This window comes from Pleionea mediterranea, assembly GCF_003148745.1.
Classification (GTDB): Bacteria; Pseudomonadota; Gammaproteobacteria; order Enterobacterales; family Kangiellaceae; genus Pleionea; species Pleionea mediterranea.
The window spans coordinates 187,255-208,825 of sequence record NZ_QGGU01000008.1 but is presented as its reverse complement, the minus strand read 5'-3'; the positions used below and the strand labels follow the sequence as shown (position 1 = coordinate 208,825).

General features: G+C 42.9%; 24 protein-coding genes. 19 read left to right on the top strand and 5 right to left on the bottom strand.

Translation table 11 applies throughout. The features are described 5' to 3' along the window. The first annotated feature begins 101 nt into the window (after positions 1–101). A complete protein-coding gene (locus tag C8D97_RS18185; protein WP_170115240.1) occupies positions 102–242 on the top strand; it encodes a hypothetical protein in 141 nt (46 codons plus the stop codon). Positions 243–541: 299 nt separating this feature from the next. Further along, positions 542–841, top strand: a complete 300-nt coding sequence (locus C8D97_RS12330) for a hypothetical protein (RefSeq protein WP_109764084.1) — start codon at positions 542–544, stop codon at positions 839–841. On the opposite strand, the gene mnmC1 is transcribed toward C8D97_RS12330, so the two are convergent. Then, the gene (gene mnmC1 / locus C8D97_RS12325) at positions 829–3,060 is read right to left on the bottom strand and encodes an FAD-dependent 5-carboxymethylaminomethyl-2-thiouridine(34) oxidoreductase MnmC1 (RefSeq protein WP_146196141.1); all 2,232 of its coding nucleotides are present in this window, start codon (positions 3,058–3,060) and stop codon (positions 829–831) included. The two genes, C8D97_RS12330 and mnmC1, sit on opposite strands and share 13 nt — an antisense overlap. A gap of 47 nt (positions 3,061–3,107) precedes the next feature. Continuing rightward, complete coding sequence (gene folE, locus C8D97_RS12320) at positions 3,108–3,662, bottom strand: GTP cyclohydrolase I FolE (protein WP_109764082.1); 555 nt, start codon at positions 3,660–3,662, stop codon at positions 3,108–3,110. 118 nt (positions 3,663–3,780) lie between these two features. On the opposite strand from folE, the gene C8D97_RS12315 reads away from it, so the two are divergent. Continuing rightward, positions 3,781–4,908 (top strand): 4-phosphoerythronate dehydrogenase, encoded by a 1,128-nt coding sequence (locus C8D97_RS12315; RefSeq protein ID WP_109764081.1) that lies wholly within the window; start codon positions 3,781–3,783, stop codon positions 4,906–4,908. Positions 4,909–5,169: 261 nt separating this feature from the next. Further along, positions 5,170–5,379 (top strand): hypothetical protein, encoded by a 210-nt coding sequence (locus C8D97_RS12310; protein WP_109764080.1) that lies wholly within the window; start codon positions 5,170–5,172, stop codon positions 5,377–5,379. Between the two features lie 11 nt (positions 5,380–5,390). Here the strand turns inward: C8D97_RS12310 and C8D97_RS12305 are convergent, their stop codons facing one another. After that, complete coding sequence (locus C8D97_RS12305; RefSeq protein WP_109764079.1) at positions 5,391–6,266, bottom strand: LysR family transcriptional regulator; 876 nt, start codon at positions 6,264–6,266, stop codon at positions 5,391–5,393. A 169-nt stretch (positions 6,267–6,435) separates the two neighbouring features. On the opposite strand from C8D97_RS12305, the gene leuC reads away from it, so the two are divergent. From leuC to leuB, 3 genes are read left to right on the top strand one after another with little or no spacing between them, the layout of a single operon-like run. Beyond that, complete coding sequence (gene leuC / locus C8D97_RS12300; protein WP_245411443.1) at positions 6,436–7,887, top strand: 3-isopropylmalate dehydratase large subunit; 1,452 nt, start codon at positions 6,436–6,438, stop codon at positions 7,885–7,887. Then, positions 7,887–8,600: a 3-isopropylmalate dehydratase small subunit gene (gene leuD, locus C8D97_RS12295; RefSeq protein WP_109764078.1), complete on the top strand. Its 714-nt coding sequence runs from the start codon at positions 7,887–7,889 to the stop codon at positions 8,598–8,600. The genes leuC and leuD overlap by 1 nt, the downstream gene beginning before the upstream one ends. Next, positions 8,597–9,736 (top strand): 3-isopropylmalate dehydrogenase, encoded by a 1,140-nt coding sequence (leuB, locus tag C8D97_RS12290; RefSeq protein WP_109764077.1) that lies wholly within the window; start codon positions 8,597–8,599, stop codon positions 9,734–9,736. The genes leuD and leuB overlap by 4 nt, the downstream gene beginning before the upstream one ends. A 9-nt stretch (positions 9,737–9,745) precedes the next feature. Here leuB and C8D97_RS12285 read toward each other — a convergent pair whose 3' ends face one another. Next, a complete protein-coding gene (locus C8D97_RS12285) occupies positions 9,746–10,720 on the bottom strand; it encodes a GGDEF domain-containing protein (protein WP_109764076.1) in 975 nt (324 codons plus the stop codon). A 229-nt stretch (positions 10,721–10,949) separates the two neighbouring features. After that, on the bottom strand, positions 10,950–11,570 hold the full coding sequence (locus C8D97_RS12280; RefSeq protein WP_109764075.1) for a Maf family protein: 621 nt from the start codon (positions 11,568–11,570) through the stop codon (positions 10,950–10,952). Positions 11,571–11,729: 159 nt separating this feature from the next. Between C8D97_RS12280 and C8D97_RS12275 the strand changes: the two genes are divergently transcribed. The 12 genes from C8D97_RS12275 to holB all read left to right on the top strand — a co-directional run bounded on the left by C8D97_RS12275 (position 11,730) and on the right by holB (position 21,523). Next, a complete protein-coding gene (locus tag C8D97_RS12275) occupies positions 11,730–12,248 on the top strand; it encodes a YceD family protein (RefSeq protein WP_109764074.1) in 519 nt (172 codons plus the stop codon). A gap of 23 nt (positions 12,249–12,271) precedes the next feature. Next, positions 12,272–12,436: a 50S ribosomal protein L32 gene (rpmF, locus tag C8D97_RS12270; protein WP_109764073.1), complete on the top strand. Its 165-nt coding sequence runs from the start codon at positions 12,272–12,274 to the stop codon at positions 12,434–12,436. A gap of 45 nt (positions 12,437–12,481) precedes the next feature. Beyond that, entirely contained in the window at positions 12,482–13,504 is a 1,023-nt protein-coding gene (plsX, locus tag C8D97_RS12265) for a phosphate acyltransferase PlsX (protein WP_210204933.1), read from the top strand. Between the two features lie 4 nt (positions 13,505–13,508). Continuing rightward, positions 13,509–14,468 carry a beta-ketoacyl-ACP synthase III gene (locus C8D97_RS12260; protein ID WP_109764071.1) on the top strand — a complete coding sequence of 320 codons (960 nt, stop codon included), beginning with the start codon at positions 13,509–13,511 and terminating at the stop codon, positions 14,466–14,468. 21 nt (positions 14,469–14,489) lie between these two features. Then, entirely contained in the window at positions 14,490–15,416 is a 927-nt protein-coding gene (gene fabD, locus C8D97_RS12255) for an ACP S-malonyltransferase (protein WP_109764070.1), read from the top strand. Positions 15,417–15,448: 32 nt separating this feature from the next. Beyond that, positions 15,449–16,195, top strand: coding sequence for a 3-oxoacyl-ACP reductase FabG (gene fabG, locus C8D97_RS12250; RefSeq protein WP_109764069.1), 747 nt, complete (start codon positions 15,449–15,451; stop codon positions 16,193–16,195). Positions 16,196–16,373: 178 nt separating this feature from the next. After that, complete coding sequence (gene acpP / locus C8D97_RS12245; protein WP_109764068.1) at positions 16,374–16,616, top strand: acyl carrier protein; 243 nt, start codon at positions 16,374–16,376, stop codon at positions 16,614–16,616. 194 nt (positions 16,617–16,810) lie between these two features. Then, on the top strand, positions 16,811–18,052 hold the full coding sequence (fabF, locus tag C8D97_RS12240; protein WP_109764067.1) for a beta-ketoacyl-ACP synthase II: 1,242 nt from the start codon (positions 16,811–16,813) through the stop codon (positions 18,050–18,052). Between the two features lie 67 nt (positions 18,053–18,119). Then, the gene (pabC, locus tag C8D97_RS12235; RefSeq protein WP_109764066.1) at positions 18,120–18,917 is read left to right on the top strand and encodes an aminodeoxychorismate lyase; all 798 of its coding nucleotides are present in this window, start codon (positions 18,120–18,122) and stop codon (positions 18,915–18,917) included. Continuing rightward, on the top strand, positions 18,914–19,915 hold the full coding sequence (mltG, locus tag C8D97_RS12230) for an endolytic transglycosylase MltG (protein WP_109764065.1): 1,002 nt from the start codon (positions 18,914–18,916) through the stop codon (positions 19,913–19,915). The genes pabC and mltG overlap by 4 nt, the downstream gene beginning before the upstream one ends. Next, on the top strand, positions 19,915–20,550 hold the full coding sequence (tmk, locus tag C8D97_RS12225) for a dTMP kinase (protein ID WP_109764064.1): 636 nt from the start codon (positions 19,915–19,917) through the stop codon (positions 20,548–20,550). Before mltG ends, tmk begins: the two co-directional genes overlap by 1 nt. Further along, complete coding sequence (holB, locus tag C8D97_RS12220) at positions 20,543–21,523, top strand: DNA polymerase III subunit delta' (protein ID WP_109764063.1); 981 nt, start codon at positions 20,543–20,545, stop codon at positions 21,521–21,523. The genes tmk and holB overlap by 8 nt, the downstream gene beginning before the upstream one ends. Positions 21,524–21,571: the final 48 nt, after the last annotated feature.

Sequence of the window (21,571 nt, the reverse complement as noted above, 5' to 3'; positions counted from 1 at the left end):
AGTGGTTCAAGTTTTATTCGGTAATAATTACACGTTACAGGCGTTGTTTATAATTCTGGTTCCAGTAACATTTCGGGTGTGGACAGGGAATGGATTAAGCCATGAGGCAGTTCCGTTTATGCGGAATGACAAGTTCACAAGGATACTGTCAGGAGACAGTTTTAGGGAATCAGGGCATGGACGATTCAGCGCTTGATGATCAGGAAATGTTAGGGATAGCCATAGGAACTCGACGGATTTGAGTAATGGATTAAAAATGGACGAGATTAACGTCTCATAAAAGGCAGCTTCGGCTGCCTTTTTTAATGCCCGAAATTTATCGTTCAATTAAGATTGCCAATATCTGTAGGGTTTTGCTTTTCTATTTCAAATCTTTCTCTGTTTAAATATCCATTCTGTTTCGATCGATTTAATTTCAATACCTATTGCAAAGCATTAATAAACAGCTTCCATGACATGAATTAACACAGTTCGGCTCACACTGACACATTTATTTGTGGAAAGATTAAGGTGAAACATTCTTAAGATAAAGAGGTGCAGTATGAGTAATTTAAAAAAACTTTTATTGGTTGGTCTTTTTGCCACGTCAGCTGTTTATGCCGAAAATCGCTACGTAATTAACGGACTTTATCAAATACCAGTGCAAACTGCTCTGGCCCTTCAACAAATTAAATACGATTTATTTGAAGGTAGAGACTGGAATGCTGAAGCAATTTTAACCATGAAGAATACGTTGGCAGATATTGAGAAAGGTCAGGTTGCTGCTGAAATTGACGTGGCTGGTACATCGGGTCAATTAATGAATAGCTTTGAGGTTACAATTAAGTCTCAATCGGAATGAGTGAGTGCTGTAGATAACTGTTTAACTTTTGCTAATCGTGCGGATGGATGCTTTTTGAGTTCCTTTATCAGAAAACGAGCCGGATGAACCGCTTGTACCAGCCGATTGGTTAGTGAAAACTCGGCACCACTTAAATACTCCGTGATTAGCGAAGCAGAAAGAAAGCTACTGGTAATGCCCCGTGCACCATGAGCAATATTGATGTACAAGCCAGGCCAATATTCAGAAGTCGAAAACCTGTGCTCAGGCGCACCTTTCCATAATTGCCGATAATTGTTTAGATATTCAAAGGCATTGGGTACCGGCCCAACCATAGGAAGTCTGTCTACTGAGCAATAACGAAAACCCACTCGACCATTTAATGCTTTATCCGATTTGGTTTTGATGCCACTTAGCGCTTCAAACTGGCTTAATAAATTTTGTTGGCTCTTCTGTAATAACTTTTCCTCTGCGCTGTCCTGTTCAAAAGTTGCGCCTAAATATAAACGTTTTTTATTTTTCGAGTGTTTTTTTTGCGTGTTTTTATTATGAAAATATTCGTTTTCTAAAAACATATAAATATGATCGCAGATGACAGAGTCATTTAATTCGACTAATTCTCGAAAACTAGTTTTATCCTCGTTTTCAATATCACTTTCACTTAAGTAGCTTGTTTGCCCACGGACCTTAATTGCGGGTAAAAAACTATCCGGTAACAGTGCGTCTGCATCGAAACTATTACAAAGAATAATAGCATCGAATGATAATTGCTTTTCTGTTGTGACTTCAGAAGAATAGTCGTTGACAGCACATTGCCATTGCTCTCTTAACCGCTTTAATTGAATAACTTTATGGTTTAATTTTAAAGTGATATTTTTATGGTTCAGCAGTTGTGTGCAAATGGATTGTGGCGATAAATAGCCCGACTTAGGAAATAATACGCCCCAACGCTCAGTATTTTTTTCGCTACTTTTAAACGTTGCTTTTTCGATAGTAAACCAACGGTTTGCATCTTGAGTAGTCGACGTTGGCATATCGTTAGATGATGCAACATCCGTTAATGGTGGTTTTTCCGAATAAGCATTTATCAAGTCTTCCGCCTGATGTTTACTTTCACACAGCTTTAACACACCCACTGAATGGCTATATTGATTTAAATCATAGTAGCCAAGATCATGAAGCAGACGATGATAGGCGTTTAAGAAAAATTGTGTGGTTAAGTTAATGTCTTTCGATAAAAAGGGGTAATAAATACCCGAGCTATTGCCTGAAGCGCCATTTGCAATGGTACTGGCTTGATCAAAAACAGTAACAGTAAACCCCGCTTCAGCCAATTTTTGTGCAGTGGTTGCTCCTGCGATGCCTGAACCAATCACGGCGATACTGTTAATGGTTTTTTTTAGTGTTGGCGGTTGATACCAGGCGGGAATTTTTTTATTAAGTGTTGGCTTTTGTTGTGATGTGTTTCGCCGATCTTCACTGGCGTTATCGGGAGTAGCTATTTTTCCAATCAGCATTTCTCGTTTCTGACCAAAACCTTTTCGTTTTTCAATATTAAACCCAGCTTCCATTAAACCTCGACGAACGAATCCGGCTGCGGTAAATGTTGCCAAAGTTGCTTCTGGGTATGAGCTCATTGACAAGGTATTAAAAGCCGCTTGTTGCCATATATCTTTATTTTTTGCTGGTGCAAAACCATCTAGATACCAGGCATCAGCTTTGATGTTGTTGGAGTGAATATGATGGAGGGCGTCTTGAACATCCATCCACATTAAATGCAGTTCAGCACCGAGTTCCGGAAAAGCTATCTTCCAGATCCCTTGTAGCGGTAGTGGATAATGTTCAATTAACGGCGGGGCTAAAGTATTAAACATGGGCCATAATTGTATGGCTTTTGTTAAATCCTGATGAGTTAAAGGAAACTTTTCAATACTTCGATATATCAGTTTTGTATTGTCTGGCCGAAATTGTTGCCAATGCCATAAGGTTGATAAAAAATTAAGGCCCGTACCAAAACCAAGCTCTATGACCGAGAAACAGGATTTATTGTAGTTTTTCCATCGTTCTATACATTGATTACCATCAATGAAGGTATAGCGTGTTTCTTCGAAGCCGTCCTGGCGAGAAAAGTAAATATCGTCAAAATCAACTGAATAGGGAACGTCGTTGCGCCATTCAATATTTGCAGGTGTTAGGCGAGCTTGCATCATTTTTGAGTGATGCAAGCTTGAATCATACAAGCCTGAGTCATGATACTTTTAATAATGATCATGAGCACACGTCAGCGTTAACTTCTTACCAGGTTTAAAAACTCGGTGCGTGTTGCTTGAGATTTTCTAAACTGACCCAGCATAACAGAGGTGGTCATTACCGAGTTTTGTTTTTCAACGCCGCGCATCATCATACACATGTGTTTGGCATCAATAATAACCGCCACGCCAGCAGCCTGAGTAACTTCCATTACGGCATCGGCAATTTGTTTGGTCAAGTTTTCCTGAATTTGTAAGCGCCGGGCAAACATATCAACAATTCGAGCAATTTTGGATAAACCAATGACTTTACCGGTAGGAATGTAGGCCACCTGACATTTACCAATAAAGGGCAGCAGGTGATGCTCGCATAATGAATAAAGCTCAATGTCCTTAACAATGACCATTTCATCATTGTCACTTTCGAAGATGGCATTGTTGACCACTTCATCAAGACTTTGTGTGTAACCGCGTGTTAAAAACTTCATGGCCTTGGCTGCGCGCATGGGGGTGTCTTTCAGCCCATCGCGAGTAAGATCTTCACCCAGTCCGGTTAATATTTCTTTATAATGTTCTGCTAATTGCTCGGTCATAATTAAGTTTTTCGTCAGTTTTAAGCGGTTAATTTCAAATTTTGCGCTATTTTATCGAATATAGAGCCTGCTTGAACAGGTAAATTGTTCTTTTTTAACCAGAATACAAAGAGAGTTAATGAGTTCTTGCTATAAAATTACCGTGGATAAAGCCATTCCATTTGCTGAACAGTTGTTTGGAGAGCTGGGTGAGGTGACATTAGTCCCGGCTGACTCCATCTGCAATGCAGGCCTTAAACAGACCGATGCACTGATTATCCGATCGGTCACACAGGTTGATGAAAGTTTATTGAAAAACACGCCCGTGTCATTTGTTGGGTCGGCCACCATAGGTACCGAGCACTTGGACAAAGACTGGCTTGAGTCGCAGTCCATCCATTGGTGTGCATCACCGGGCTGCAATGCTGTCGCTGTTGTACAGTATGTAATGAGTGCTATCAGTTATTGGCTAAACGCTCGTCAGCTTACATTGGATGATATTTGTGTCGGTATTGTTGGCTATGGGGCAATTGGCTCTCGATTGGCGAAACTCTTGTCATATTTAGGGATAGAAAGTTTACTCTGTGATCCACCCAAACAAGCAACTGGCGAGTTGGTGAATAGTCATTCGTTAGAACAGTTAACCGAGCAGTGTAACGTTATCAGTTTCCATACGCCTTTAACCAAATCCGGACCCCATGCAACTTATCAGTTTATTAATCATGAATTTTTCAACCGGGTTGATTGCCAAATCCCTAAACTGATTATCAATGCTGCCAGAGGCAACATTCTTGATAATGAAGCAGCCATAAAATGGTGTGATAAGGGAGGGGATTTAATGTTGGATGTATGGCCTAATGAACCGGCGATCGATGACTCTTTGCTATCAAAGGTGATGTTAGGTACTTCACACATTGCTGGTTACAGTCTAGAAGGAAAGTTTAATGCCAGTTATCAAATTTATCGACAACTGGCACAAGTTCTTGGTAAGACAAATATTGTTAGTCTAGAAAAGCTGGAGAGGGAATTGTTACCTGAACCTTCATTAGTAACATTGGGTTCTGGAACATCATTAACATCACTTTTTTTGTCCAGCTACGACATTATTAGCGATTACCAAATATTAAAAGAAGTTTATCAGCAGAAGGGAGCATCGGGCTTTAAGTTTGCCAGGGAGTTTTATAACTTTGGGCGGGAATTCAAAGGTCAACAATGGAGTGGTAAAAGCGCATTTACTGAATTAAAATCTTTTTTGGATAATCTTTAATCACTGTAATTAAGTGGGTGATTTTGATACCACTGGTTAAGGCATTGAATTCTTTCAAACTTTCTTGATTCTGAACGGCTTAATTCAGCAATATTTACAATTTAATGGCTGATTCTGTGAGAACTTATTCATATTTTTTTCTCTAACATACTATAATGTATATGACGTTTGAGACATTGTGCGTTTATCAAAAATGCTCGTTGTACATTACTTCATTAGCGAGTTGTATGATTCAGCTCGATCAATCAAAGTGAGCAATTTATGACTGATGTTAAAGATCAAGAAGTTGAGTGGACCAGTGTTGCGGTTGAAAGACGCGGTAACGATCGTCGCTCAGGTGGTGATCGGCGTCAGTTCAAGGGGCGTTCCATAACCGTGCCCGATATGCGCTCAGGTATTGATCGACGACAAAGTGACGACCGACGCAAAATTGTTCGGCTGACCATCACTGGCAGAGCAATGGATGTTTAAAGCGGTTGTTGTTATTTGATTAATGTTTCCTGCATTAATCCCAGAAACAGTTTTGCTGCGTTTGATAGCGGGCGTTTTTTATGATGGATCAGCCCTAATGTACGCGGCAAACTAAACTGCTCCGGTAGCAGTCGGATTAATTGCTTATTTTCCAGTATGGTGGGCAAAACACTCCAGCCCAGCCCACATTCCACCAACACCTTAATCGTTTCCAGGTAATCTCCTGTTCTAATATTCGAAAAATGCACATTCTGGTGTTTGAAGTGTTCGACGATGGCCTGACGGGTAAAGGTGTGTTTTTCTGGCAAAATAACCGTGTGTTCTGCTAAATCCTCCAGTTTAAGGTTGTTTGCATTACTCAGTGGGCTATTGCTTGAGCAATAGATGGCCATATCGTCCTGCCATAAGGGATATTGATGTAACTCAGGGGCTGATTGTTCGGGTAAGGTAACCACAGCACACTCCATATTGCCTTCTATCACGCGTTCGTAAGCCAGTTCTGAATCCATAAAGTGGATTTGCAGTTCAATTTTTGGGTGATGCTGACTGATGGCTTTCCAAACAGGCGGTAGACGATGCAATCCAATATGGTGGCCGGTGGCAATTTGCAGCGGACCCACTGCTTCACCAGAGAGGTTACGCAGCTGTTGACGGGCAAATTCCATATTTTGCAGCAAGTTTTGGGCATGTTGCTTTAACACTTTTCCGCTTGCCGTTAGCTGGATGTTATGGCCAATTCGATCAAATAGACGGCAATCCAGTTGGCTTTCTAACCCGGCTATGCGTTTACTGACGGCGGGCTGTGTCAGGTAAAGCGATTCAGCAGCCCGTGTAAAGGACTCGGCATCGGCCACTGCCAGAAATATTTTAAGTGACTGTTGATCCATTGGATCCGCTCCCTTTGGATTATCTTTTATATCGAATAGATAGAACGAGTGTATTTAGAATAAATACAATGATAACAAAAAGGAATGGAATATATGAAAATAATGAATTGGAGTTATTTTTAGGGCTGCATTAGCCTAGAGTCATATTTGATAGACAGGGGAACAATCCATGACTCAGGCAATGACTCTTTACGACAAGCTTTGGCAGCAACATCTTGTGTGTCAGCTACAGGATGGCAGTTCACTGTTGTACATTGATCGTCAGTTACTGCATGAAGTGACGTCGCCACAGGCATTTGAGGGGTTACGGCTGGCGAATAGACAGGTGTTCCGTCAATCAGCAAATCTTGCGGTACCGGATCATAATGTACCCACTGTAAACAGGGCGCAGGGCATAGCCGATCCTATTTCTCGCATTCAGGTAGAAACTCTCGACAGCAACTGCAACGACTTTTCCATCACCCAGTTTTCCATGGATGATATACGCCAGGGCATAGTGCATGTTGTGGGGCCTGAGCAGGGCGCAACATTGCCCGGAATGACCATTGTATGCGGTGATTCCCATACTGCGACACACGGTGCCTTTGGCGCGCTGGCATTTGGTATTGGAACATCAGAAGTTGAGCATGTACTGGCAACACAGTGTTTGCGTCAGCATAAAGCAAAAAATATGCGGGTGGTGATTGACGGTGAACTGGGTTTTGGGGTTACTGCTAAAGATATGGTTCTGGCGGTCATTGGTATTATTGGTTCCTCCGGAGGTGCTGGCTATGCCATCGAATTTGCCGGTTCGGCGATTGAGCGGTTATCAATGGAAGCGCGTATGACAGTCTGTAATATGGCGATAGAAGCTGGCGCCCGTATCGGGTTAATTGCAGTGGATAGCACGACCATTAATTACGTCGAAGGACGGGCATTTGCACCAAAAGGTGAGCAGTGGCAACAGGCGGTGGATTATTGGCAAGGTTTAAAAAGCGATAGCGAAGCGGTATTCGATAAGGAAGTTGTGGTGGATGCGTCTTCAATATCGCCACAGATTACCTGGGGAACATCGCCGGATATGGTGGTTGGCATTGAACAGCTGGTTCCCGATCCTGCCGATGTTAATGATTCAACAACTCAGCAGGGTATGCAGTCAGCACTGGATTATATGGGGTTGCATGCTCATCAGTCTTGGTCCGATATTGCCATCGACAAAGTATTTATTGGTTCCTGTACCAACTCGCGAATAGAAGATTTGCGAGCCGCTGCCGGAGTTGTTGTGGGCCGACAGGTTGCAGACTCTATAAAGCTTGCGATGGTGGTTCCCGGTTCGGGTCTGGTAAAGCAACAAGCGGAACAGGAAGGATTGGACAAGGTGTTTAAGCAGGCTGGCTTTGAATGGCGTGAGCCTGGCTGTTCCATGTGTCTGGCAATGAATGCCGACAGACTTAATCCTCAAGAGCGATGTGCCTCTACCTCAAACCGTAATTTCGAAGGTCGTCAGGGACAGGGTGGACGTACTCATCTGGTCAGCCCGCAAATGGCTGCGGCGGCGGCTATTAAAGGTCAATTTGTGGATATTCGTCAATGGACAGAACTATCAAAGCAACCAAAGCAGTCATTAAGCGGGGTGGCGTAATGGATAAGTTTAAAACCTTCTCGTCGGTCATGGCACCGCTCGATCGAGCCAACATTGATACGGATGCCATTATTCCCAAACAGTTTTTGAAATCGATCAAAAAAACCGGATTTGGCGTTAATTTATTTGATGAGTGGCGTTATCTCGATAAAGGAGAGCCCGGTCAGGATTGTCGTCATCGTCCGGTAAACCCAGACTTTATCTTAAATCAAAAACCTTTTAACTCGGCTCAAATATTACTGACCAGAGATAACTTTGGCTGTGGCTCGAGCAGGGAACATGCGCCCTGGGCATTAAAAGACTTTGGTATCAAAGTGATTATTGCACCGAGTTTTGCCGATATCTTTTACAGTAATTGTTTTAAGAATGGGTTATTGCCGATTCAACTTTCTTCAGAACAGGTTGATGAATTATTCAAACGCGCAGAAGTTGAGCGTTTAAAAGCGAGTGCGCTCCATTTAACAGTGGATCTACAGAGGCAGTGTCTTTTGCAAATGGTGTCTGATACCTCCAGTGAATCCAAAGATGAATCGACTGACTTGTTATCGTTCCCGTTTTCCCTTGATGCCGGCCGCAAGCAAAATTTACTCGAAGGATTGGATGATATTGGTGAAACGCTGAAATTAAAAAGTGATATTTTGCGTTTTGAACAACAGCATCAACAACAGTATCCCTGGGTATTCAGTCAGCCAACAGGAGTTTCGGGAGCATGAGTAACAATAACGCGCAGGATAAGCCCTTTAACATTTTACTGCTGCCCGGTGACGGCATAGGTCCTGAAATCATAGAGCAGGCCCGCTTGTTGTTAATACAGTTATCCGATCAGGAAAATGTTTCGATGCAGCTTAGCGCAGCTGATGTTGGCGGTGCTGCCTATGACAAGGTAGGTCAGCCATTACCTGATGACACTTTAGAAAAAGCCAAACAGGCGGATGCAATATTACTGGGTGCAGTTGGTGGGCCAAAATGGGAGCCACTGGATATATCGGTACGTCCAGAAAAAGCACTTCTAGGCTTACGCTCACAGCTCGAGCTGTTTGCCAATTTAAGACCGGCTCAACTGTTTCCTCAACTGGCTGAAGCATCCAGCTTAAAGAACGAGCGTGTTGCGGATCTGGATTTACTCATTATCCGGGAGCTAACCGGAGGCATATACTTTGGCCAACCACGAGGGGTGGAAGGTGAAGCAGGGCAACGGGTCGGGCGCAATACTTATATCTACCATGAGGATGAAATTAGACGAATAGCTCATGTGGCGTTTAAAGCTGCACAAAAGCGCAATAACATGCTGTGCTCGGTCGATAAGGCTAATGTACTGGAAGTGACCGAGTTATGGCGTGAGGTAGTCACCGATGTGGCGCGTGACTACCCGGATGTCCGTTTAACACACATGTATGTGGATAATGCCGCCATGCAGTTGGTGCGTGATCCGAAACAATTTGACGTTATGGTCACCGGTAATATGTTCGGTGATATTTTATCGGATATTGCCGCAATGCTGACCGGGTCCATTGGCATGTTGCCATCGGCAAGTCTGGATGCCAATGGTAAGGGCATGTATGAACCTGTACACGGCTCTGCGCCCGATATTGCCGGACAAAATAAGGCGAATCCATTGGCTACGTTTTTATCCGTAGCAATGATGTTGCGTTACTCGTTTGATCGAGAGGATCTGGCTGCTCAAATTGAACAGGCTGTGGCAGCAGTATTGAGTCAGGGTTTTAGAACAAAGGACATTGCGGCTAATGGCGCCATTAACGGTGATGAAAAGCTTGTTTCCACATCAGAGATGGGGCAGTTGGTCCGTCAGGCTGTTTCTTCAAAAGGCGTCAATAAACTTGCGGTTTAATAGGGCTAGTCAATCGTTTTCAGCAACGCAGGTTTTGTTTCGACCGGTCCGTTTTGCTTGGTAAAGAGCTTGATCGGCACGGTGCAGCCAGTGCTCTCCAGTCTCACCTGACTGATATTCTGCTACACCCAGTGAGATGGTTAACTTGAATTTTGACAGTTGAGGTGACGATTCAATCATGGTTCTTAATTGCTCACTCAACTCCCTGGCTTCATTGATACTGGCACCTACCGGCATAATGACAAACTCTTCTCCACCAATTCGATACAAATCATCGGTGGTTCTGATGCGCTGAGAAATAAGCTCTGCCACTTTGACCAGTAATTGATCGCCGATTTTATGGCCGTGAGAATCATTGATCTCTTTAAAGTGATCGATATCTAACAGGATTAATGACGTTACCTCCTGATTGCGTTGATATTGAGAAATAACTTTTTGCAGCGCTTCATCCAGTGCGCGCCGGTTTCGAGTGTTGGTCAGGGGATCTTTAATAGATAGATCCGTGAGTAACTGGTTTTGTTTAAGCGTTTGAAAAGAAAATATATAGGCCAGTAAGTTGGTTAAAACGATGGTCACCAGCGTAGCTATCATAATAGTGTCGCTGAGCTTATCTCGCAGTAAGAGAAACAACAAAATGGTAGCAACAGCGTTGATACTAATAGCGTGTTTGGGTTGAAGCAGGTAATACACCAGAATCATGGCGGGATAGCACCAGATAACCTGCTCGGCACCTTGTAAATAAACGGTGACCAGCATGCCCAGTATGCCTATCCAGGAGAGTAAAACACTGGCAAAAATTGTGTTACCGGTTTTATAGACACTAATGGTGAGACTCAGCATACCAGCCGATATAAATGCATCCAATAAGGCTACGGCGTAGTCTCCTGAGAAAAATCGTAGGAATATAAATGGGGTAATCAGTGCAAATCCCGTCAGACCCATAAGAATGAATATTTTTTCTTTTGTACTGCGTCTGGGGAGCATTCAAACTTCCTTATTCTTACAGGAATGCGTATGTTGACTGATTTAGAGTGCGTTTATTCTTTTATAGTACTGTGTCTAGCATTAGGGGTTAAACCTTACACTCTCTAGTTAAAGATAGCTCAAATTGCGTTAAGAGCGAATTTTTCCACCTATTGGCTATTTCTCGATTTTAATTTGTTCTTGTTTTTAGTTGTTTTCTGTTTTCATGAGAACTTAGTCTTAATTGGACTCATAATTCTAGAACATTTACTCCAAAATTTAGCAGGGCAAGGTTAACCGATATCAACGGAAGACCAATAAGCGCGGAAGGATCTTTAGTCTCTATAGATTGAAACAGGCTAATACCTAATCCTTCGCATTTAAAACTCCCTGCACAATGGTAAGGCTGCTCCTTATCAAGATACTGCTCTATTTCGAGCCGTGACAAGTTACGAAATGTCACACGGGTAATATCGGTGTACTGGTAAGGCGTTTGATGCTTCATAGAATAGACACATAAAGCGGTGTAAAAACAGACTTGTTGACCTGACATTTTACTCAGCTGGATTACCGCATTAGCGTGGGTTAATGGCTTGCCGAGCTGCTCATCGTTGAGGCAGGCCACCTGATCTGATCCTATAATAATGTCCGGTGTTGAGCCGTCAGAGTTTAATATCGGTTGACTGGCATCCGCTCGAAGCGACAGTACAGCCTTTGCTTTTTGTTTCGCCAGACGAGCAGCGGTCGCTTCTGCTGATTCGTTAGATAGCATGGTTTCGTCTATATTTGCCGGAATAATCTCCGGGTTTATCCCTAACTGTTTTAATTGAGCGGCTCGGTAAGGGCTGGATGAGGCAAGAATTATACTCATAAGTTACTTTAGTTTATTCCCGTATCTAATTGAATTTAATAGCTAAAAAATAGTTTGCTACTTAACTTTATAGACGACACAAAATCAGTTCGGTTAAAGCCTGACAAATACTAAGATTTCTTTGACCTTTCAAGAGTTTATCTATAAAATTGCGCGCCTATGAAAAAAGCCGATGTTCTCTGGTCAATTAATCCATTTAAGCTTGCTGAAAATGCCGCTAGCACCGAACGCACCATTGCTGTGTCACAGCTTGAGCGTTTTGTGAAATCACTGGCAAATGATAATGGCAGTATTCAGGCTGTTGTAACAGGCTTAATTGATGAAGATCGACGAAAGCTTTTAAAGTGCCGCTTAACGGGTGAGGTCAATATGACCTGCCAGACAAGTTTTAAAGTGTTGCCTGTTACCATAGAGCGAGAAGTAACTTTCTGCCCTGTGATGTCAGAAGAAGCAATTGCTGCGGTACCTGATGAATATGAAGCATTCTTGTACGATACTGAAGAGCTTGATTTGGTCAACTTGATTGAAGATGAGTTAATTTTATCGTTGCCATTGGCGGTGTATTCGCCAGATAGCCCTGAACAACTTAGGTTTGGGCCTGAGATTGTGGAGCAAGAAGAGAAAAAGCCCAATCCGTTTGCTGTATTGGCACAACTGAAACAGAATTCTGAAGAATAGTAGCACAATTAGGAGATACCATAATGGCTGTACAAAAGAATCGAAAGACTCGCTCTAAGCGTGATATGCGTCGTTCTCATGATGCGTTAAGTGGTCCAACTTTGTCAGAAGATAGCACTACTGGCGAAATGCACCATCGTCATCACATGACGCAAGACGGGTACTACAAAGGTCGTAAAGTTTTATAACTTATGATTGCCTCGTGTTAACGAGGCCGCGTCAATTATAAAACATTGAAAACGATCACACTCGCAATAGATTGTATGGGGGGGGACTTTGGTCCCCCCGTTTCTGTTGCGGCCTCTGAAATTGTGCTCAAAAATCATCCGAACCTGCATTTGCAGTTGTTTGGAGATGAACAGCAAATTAATCCTCTGATCAATTCTTTTTCCGATGATTTAAAGTCTCGCGTTCAGATTAAAGCAACCTCTGAAGTTGTCTTGATGGACGATAAGCCTTCCACTGCGCTTCGAAATAAAAAAGACTCATCTATGAGGCGTGCACTCTTGTCGGTTCGAGATGGCGATACTCAGGCCTGTGTCAGTGCGGGTAATACCGGTGCTTTAATGGCTTTGGCACGATTTACCCTAAAAATGATATCAGGGATCGATCGGCCAGCGATTATCACAGCCATTCCTACGTCAAACGGTCATACTTATATGCTTGATTTAGGCGCAAATGTTGATTGTGATGCGGATGTCTTATTTCAATTTGGAATAATGGGCTCGGTATTATCGTCGGCCACCGATAACTTGAAACAGCCTAAAGTAGGCTTATTAAATATTGGTGAAGAAGAAATAAAAGGTAATGAGCCAGTAAAACAAGCCGCTCAGCGGTTGTCTGAATGCCAACATATCAATTATATTGGGTTTATAGAGGGCAACGATATATTCTCGGGTAAGTGCGATGTCGTTGTCACCGATGGTTTTACTGGTAACAATGTTTTGAAAGCCAGCGAAGGCATTGTACGCTTATTGGCTGAAAAGCTTCGGTCGGTGTTTGAGCGTAACTGGTTAAACAAGTTAGTGGGTTTATTAATAAAGCCTATTCTTAAATCATTTAAGCAAGAAATTGACCCTGATCAGTACAATGGTGCCACATTGGTTGGTCTAAAGGGTATCGTGGTTAAAAGTCATGGTGGCGCTTCTGTTAAAGCCACCGTGCACGCCATCGAAGAAGCCATTATAGAAGTTGAAAAAAACGTACCACAACGTATCGCGAAAGAAGTTGAACAGTTCGTCAATAGCAGGACATAAGCTCATGTATAGCAGAATCTCTGGAACCGGCAGTTACCTCCCTGAAAACATTCGTACCAATAAAGATCTGGAAAAGATGGTTGAAACCAGTGATCAATGGATTGTCGAGCGTACGGGAATTAAACAACGGCACATCGCTGCAGACTCTGATACGGCCTCAATCATTGCGTCAAAAGCTGCCGTTAAAGCGATAGAAGCCGCCGGACTCGATAAGTCTGATATTGATATGGTGATTTGCGCAACGGCAACACCAGACCGATTATTTCCAAGTACCGCGTGCTTTGTAACACGACATCTGGGGCTAGAAGGTGTTGCTGCGTTTGATGTTACAGCCGCTTGTGCTGGTTTTGTTTACGGTATGAGTATTGCCGATCAATACATTAAAACCGGACATAAGAAAAATATTTTGGTGATTGGAACAGAAGTTTTGTCACGAATTGTTGACTGGAGTGATCGAACCACTTGTGTGTTATTTGGCGACGGAGCCGGTGCAGTGGTGTTATCGGCTTCTGAAGAGCCCGGATTACTGTCAACACACGTCCATGCAGACGGTAAGTACGTTGATTTATTGTATTCTCCAAACGCTATTCGTGGTCAGGAAGAAGGTTGCACTCAACCGAAAGTCTTTATGAGTGGCAATGAAGTATTCAAAGTAGCAGTAAAAACATTAAGCAGTATTGTCGACGAAACTCTGGCGGCGAATCAACTGGCAAAAACTGATATTGACTGGTTAGTGCCGCATCAGGCGAATATACGAATTATTCAAGCCACGGCGAAAAAACTGCAAATGCCAATGGATCAAGTGGTAGTGACCGTTGATAAGCACGGTAATACTTCAAGTGCATCGATTCCTTTAGCGCTTGATGAAGCGGTAAGAGATGGACGAATTAAACAGGGACAGACTGTGTTGCTTGAAACGTTTGGTGGCGGCTTTGCCTGGGCATCGGCATTGATTAAGTATTAATAGTTAGAGGTTATTCAATTTATGTCATTAGCGTTTATCTTTCCCGGACAGGGCTCTCAATCAGTTGGCATGTTAGCAAGCTTTGCTGATAACCCGACCGTTCAAAGTACCTTTCAGGAAGCCTCTTCGGCTCTGGGTTATGATTTATGGGATCTTTGTCAAAACGGTCCTGCAGAAGAACTGAATAAAACCGAGAAGACTCAGCCTGCGCTGTTAACGGCGAGTGTCGCTTTATGGCGATTGTGGTGCGAAAAAAACGGCAATAAGCCTGAATTTTTTGCGGGTCACAGTTTAGGTGAGTATTCTGCGCTGGTGTGTTCCGATGTGCTCTCTTTAACTGACGCTGTAAGACTGGTCGAGGCACGAGGTCAATTTATGCAGCAGGCGGTTCCTGCCGGGACCGGAAAAATGGCTGCAATCATTGGTCTGGATGATGAGTTGATCCAGCAGGCCTGTGAAGAATCGGCTGAAGGAGAGGTTGTATCTCCAGTAAACTATAATTCCCCCGGGCAGGTGGTGATAGCCGGTTCTGCCAGTGCCGTTGAACGTGCTATGTCTGCCTGTAAGGACAAAGGTGCTAAACGCGCACTGCCTTTACCAGTAAGTGTCCCGTCACATTGCGCATTGATGGAGCCTGCAGCCGAGCAGTTAGCGGCAAAATTAAATGGCTTATCGTTAAATGAGCCTCAGGTATCGGTCATTAATAATGTTGATGTGAGCGTTGAGACTAATTCAGATGCCATTAAACAGGCATTAATTCGTCAATTGCATAACCCTGTTCGTTGGACTGAAACCATTGAAAAGTTAAAGCAGGCCGGTGTTACTGATCTGGTTGAATGTGGTTCAGGAAATGTACTGTCAGGATTGAATAAACGCATTTCTCGTGAGTTAACTAGCCATGGGATTAATGATATTGATAAGCTTTCTGAAACCATAGAAAAGTTATAAAAACAAAATCACAAATTGTCAGGATATAGATTATGTCTAATGATTCAAAATTGGCTCTGGTAACAGGCGCCAGTCGAGGAATAGGAAAAGCCATTGCGTGTGCGCTTGGAGCAGCAGGGCACACGGTAGTGGGTACAGCAACTTCTGATGCCGGTGCGGATAAAATATCGAGCTATTTTAAAGAAGAAGGTATTAACGGGCAGGGCATGGTTGTTAATGTGTCTGACGCCGAGTCTATTGATTCCTTACTGTCTCAAATAAAAGAAAAGTTCGGCAAAACACCAGAGATATTGATTAATAATGCCGGCATTACCCGTGATAATCTTTTAATGCGCATGAAAGATGATGAGTGGGAAGACATTCTGCAAACTAATTTAACCTCTATTTATCGTTTATCCAAGGCTTGCTTACGCGGTATGTCGAAAGCACGATGGGGACGCATAGTCAGTGTTGGCTCTGTGGTCGGTACAACGGGTAATCCCGGGCAGACAAATTATTCGGCAGCAAAAGCCGCTGTCATAGGTTTTTCAAAGTCTCTGGCAAAAGAAATTGGCAGTCGTGGGATCACCGTTAATGTGGTTGCCCCTGGCTTTATCGACACCGATATGACTCAGGCGCTCTCGGATGAGCAGCGCAATGAATTACAGCAGCAAATTGCGCTGGGCCGATTAGGTTCACCCGGTGATATTGCTGCTGCAGTGGCCTTTTTAGCGTCAGATTCAGCCGCATACATTACAGGTGAGACACTGCATGTAAACGGCGGGATGAATATGGCTTAAGCCAATCAGCGGTTACTAAACTAAATAACCGCTTGATTTTATAGGGCTAAAGCCATGATAATAATGCCACTATGTGGTCTGACCAAAAACTAATTATCAATTGCGACTTGCAAGTTGCTTACGAATCAATAAACTAGCAGCGCATTAATGCCTGTGAATTTGGAGGAAATACTTAGTCATGAGTACTATTGAAGAGCGCGTTAAGAAAATTGTTGTTGAACAATTGGGCGTAAAAGAAGAAGAAGTAACTGCAGAATCATCGTTCGTTGACGACTTGGGAGCTGACTCTCTTGACACTGTAGAGCTTGTAATGGCTTTAGAAGAAGAATTTGATACAGAGATTCCTGACGAAGAAGCTGAAAAAATTAGTACTGTTAAGGCCGCTGTTGACTACATCAAAGCGAATGTAGAAGGCGCATAAGCCAAACCGGCGGTTTAATCCGCACAGGTTATCTAAAAACCGCACTGGAAGTTATCTTTCACTGCGGTTTTTTTTCAGATATCCAAATGTCATTTTACATCGTACTTTGGTTAGTCCATGCATTTGGGTAGTGCATAACGATAGATAATAGTTAATAGACGAGTGATCCACCTTGTGGAACAGGAGAGATAAAAGTGAATGGTCGGCGAGTTGTTGTAACAGGTTTAGGAATGCTGTCTCCGTTGGGTCTCAATGTTGAAGATACCTGGAGTAATCTAGTTGCCGGTAAAAGTGGCGTTGGGCCTATTGAGTCGTTTGATGCCAGTGAGTTTAATACCCGGTTCAGTGCTTCTGTAAAAGGCTTTGATGCAACAGAATATATGTCGCCGAAAGACGCACGAAAATTCGATCCTTTTATACAATACGGTATCGCTGCCAGTGTGCAGGCACTGAAAGACTCAGGTGTTGAAATAAATGAATCAAACGCTGACCGTATTGGTGTTTGCGTGGGCTCCGGTATTGGTGGATTGTCTGCGACAGAGAATAATATTTTAAAACTGCACAACTCAGGCCCTCGTAAAGTCTCACCATTTTATGTGCCGGGCTCGATAATCAATATGATTTCTGGCCAACTTTCCATTATGTATGGTTTAAAAGGGCCCAATATATCCATAGTTACCGCCTGTACCACAGGTGTTCATTCCATTGGCCATGCTGCCCGCATGATTGCCTATGGTGATGCGGATGTAATGGTCGCTGGCGGTGCCGAAATGGCCACCTGTCCAATAGGAGTAGCAGGCTTTTCTGCCGCTAAAGCCTTATCGACCAATAACGATGCGCCACAACAAGCCAGTCGTCCCTGGGATAAAGACCGAGACGGTTTTGTGCTAGGTGATGGTGCGGGTGTTGTGGTGCTAGAAGATTACGATAGCGCAAAAGCTCGTAATGCAAATATTTACGCAGAACTTACCGGATTCGGTATGAGCGGTGATGCCCATCATATGACGGCGCCACCAGAAGATGGTGCTGGCGCTGCCTCGGCAATGACCAATGCATTAAATGATGCCAAACTAAACGCTGATCAGGTGGGGTATATTAATGCGCACGGTACATCCACCAAAGTCGGTGATCTGGCGGAGTGTCTGGCGATTAAATCTGTGATGAAACAGCATGCAGATTCGGTAATGGTCAGTTCTACCAAATCAGCCATCGGTCATTTGTTAGGAGCGGCAGGCAGTGTAGAGGCTATATTCAGTATTTTGGCGCTGAGGGATCAGGTTGCACCGCCTACAATTAATCTTGATCAGCCAGATGAAGGCTGTGACTTAGACTTTGTACCTCATGAGGCAAAACAGGCGTCACTGAATCATGTGTTATGCAACAGCTTCGGTTTTGGTGGTACCAATGGCTCGTTATTGTTCAGTAAATTATCCTGATTTTTTCTGAATGATTAACTTTGAGTCATTACCCTTGAATCAACTACTTTCAAGTTAATGAGTCCTAGTGGAATTTATTACCGAGCAAAACAATATCAGTTTAAGCCCACAGGATCGTGGGCTTCTTTATGGTGATGGATTTTTTACAACGGTTCGAATTGCAAACCATCAGCCCGTTTTCTGGCCATTGCATCAGCAACGATTGGTGAACAGTGCCAAACGTCTGGGGTTTAGTGATTTTGATGTAACGCTATTGGATTCAAAGCTTGATGATCTTCCTGTTCAAGGTATCTTAAAAATTATTGTGACCCGTGGAGAAGGGAAGCGTGGATATGCCATACCAGCCACAAGTCTGTATAAATGTATCATTCAGGTAACGGACTTACCTGACAATAGAAACATTTTAACCACCGCGTTAAACTTGAACATCAGCAATGTGCCCGCCAGTAAAAATCAGCTTTTAGCTGGCATTAAGCACCTTAATCGCCTGGATAATGTATTGGCTCGTACTGCTGCGTTAAACGCGGGATTTGATGATGGGCTAATGATGTGTGATGGAAATGTTATTTCTGCGACTCAGGCGAATGTTTTTTTTGTAACGGACGGTAAAGTGGAAACGCCAAGACTCACTAGTGCAGGCGTTGAAGGGGTAATGAAAAAACAAGTCATTGATTGGCTTTCTGAAAAAGCAATAGTAGTCAATGAAACTGACATATCGGAACAATGTTTAGGCAAATACGATGAAGTGTTTATCACAAATTGTGTGATGGGTGTTTCTAGTGTGAATCGAGTCAATCAATTTGATTTTACTAACCATATTGTTACGGATTACTTACACTCTAAATTTCAGTCGATAATACAATGATAAAATTTCGATCGCTTATAGGTTTATTATTATTACTGTCATTGATGGTAATGAGCTGGTTTTATTTTTCTTACCAGCAATTTATTCAAGCACCAATAAATATTGAACAGCCCGTTATTATGGATGCTGACAAAGGCGTGGGTGCCTATGCTTTGTCCAATCAATTATTAAATAAAAATATTTTACAGCAGCCTTATTATATTAAGCTTCATTTATGGCTGAATCAGGATCAGTACGTCATTAAAGCAGGACGCTATAAAATTTTGCCGGGCATGAATATTAAAGATGTTTTTTTGCTGTTTACTGAAGGCAAGCAGGTAGAGTATTCGATTGCACTCATTGAAGGTCATACTTTTGAACAGGCTAGAGAAATTATTAGTGCTAATCCTTATTTAAAACATGATACCCAGCAGATGACCGATGCCGAATTATTAAAGGCGATGGGTGCCGATGAAACTTTTCCTGAAGGATTATTATTTGCAGATACCTATTCTTTTCCCTATCAGTACAGCGAACTTGCGATTTATAAGCGAGCTTACGGTCGACTTAAATCTGTATTAAACAAGGCATGGCAAGAACGTGTTGAAGATTTGCCTTACGAGTCTCCTTATGATGCATTAATTATGGCATCCATCATTGAAAAGGAAACCGCTCTGGAGTCCGAGCGAGCAAAAATTGCCGGTGTGTTTGTTCGCCGGTTAAATAAGAATATGCGATTGCAAACTGATCCCACCGTTATTTACGGTATAGGCAAAGCCTACACAGGTAATATAAAACGCATTCATTTAAAAACCGACACGCCTTACAATACTTATACAAGACATGGCTTACCTCCAACGCCTATTTCATTAGTAGGGCGTGAAGCTATTGTTGCTGCGCTTAATCCTGAGCCGGGTAATGCTCTCTATTTTGTGGCAAAAGGTGATGGCAGTCATTACTTTAGTGATACACTGCAACAACATAATAAAGCCGTACGAAAATATCAGTTAAGGCAGTAATGCAAGCTCAATTTTTAACCATTGAAGGTGGTGAAGGCGTCGGTAAAACCACCAATATTCAGTTTGTTCAGTCGATACTTGAACAGCATAACATTCCTTTTATTCAGACTCGTGAGCCGGGTGGTACGCCGCTGGCTGAAGAATTGCGTGAATTATTATTAGCAAAACGTGATGAACCTTTTGATCCCGTTGCTGAACTGCTTTTAATGTTTGCTGCACGTGCACAGCATGTCAGTCAGGTTATTAAACCGGCACTAGCATCGGGCAAATGGGTGATCTGTGATCGCTTCACCGATGCAACTTTTGCTTATCAGGGTGGTGGTCGACAACTTGACTGGCAAGTTATTACTCAGCTCGAACAAAGTGCTCTGAATAACTTTAAGCCTGATAAAACTTTATTGCTGGACGTAGCTCCCGAAATTGGTATGAAACGAGCCGCGGCTAGAAGTGATTTTGATCGGTTTGAAAGCGAACAGATGGCTTTTTTTAAACGCGTAAGAGATGCTTATCTAAAACGAAAAAACGATGATCCTGAACGTTTTTTAATGATCGATGCTTCTAAGGATTTAGCCACCGTGCAATCATCAATCAAACAATCTCTTGAACGATTTATCAAGCAGGTTAAACATGGCTAGTATTTTTCCATGGCAAAACCTTGCTTACAAACAGTTGCAACAGTCGTATGAGCAACAACGCCTACCTCATGGAGTGTTATTAACGGCTCAATCAGGCAGTGGTGTAGAATTATTTGCGCGCAACTGGGGGCAGTTTTTGCTCTGCCAAAATCAAACATCAAGCGAGCACTGTGGCCGTTGTAAGTCATGTCTATTGTTTGAAGCCGGAACTCACCCAGATTTTCACTGGATTGAGCGACATGAAGATAAAAAGCAAATCTCGATTGATCAAATCAGAGCATTAACGTCACAATTGCACGAAACGTCGAGTCTTTCAGGCTGGCGAATTGCTGTCATATACCAAACTGAAAAGTTGAATGCCAATGGTTATAACGCGTTACTAAAAACACTGGAAGAGCCCGGCAGTAATACTCAGTTATTATTGCTAGCAGAGCAAAGAAGTGCCATACCGGCGACTATAATCAGTCGCTGTCAGCAGTATAATTTGCAAGCCACCGATAACCAGCAAGTCCTTAACTGGCTGAAACAGCAGTCAACCGATCACAATGATGAGTCGATCTCTTTTGCACTTCAGGTGAGTCATGGCGCGCCGTTAGACGCACTACAGTGGTTGCAAAACAATGAACAAGACAGCTTTAGCCAGTTTCTGGAATTGCTCAGTGATGTTTATTATGGTCGTCAAACGCTATTGTCCCTGTCAGACTGTAAGTTGGTAGAGCCCTATCAGTTGCTGAAGTGGTGGGAGTTTACCGTGTCCATGATGATTAAAAGTCGCCATATTCGCTTTACGTCAGAAAATAAATCGTTACAGCGAGCGGCTGAACTTGCAGAAAACGCCGATGAACGGCTATTATTTAGGTTAAGAGATAATATTCTGTTTCAACTCAAAGAGTTGCGAGAAGGCATTGCATTGAATATGCCGATGCAGCTGGATGATTTAGCCACTCAATGGAGTAAAATCCGACAAGCATAATCGAAAATATTATGTGGCTTTAGCGAGCTTGAAACAGAACGAATGTAG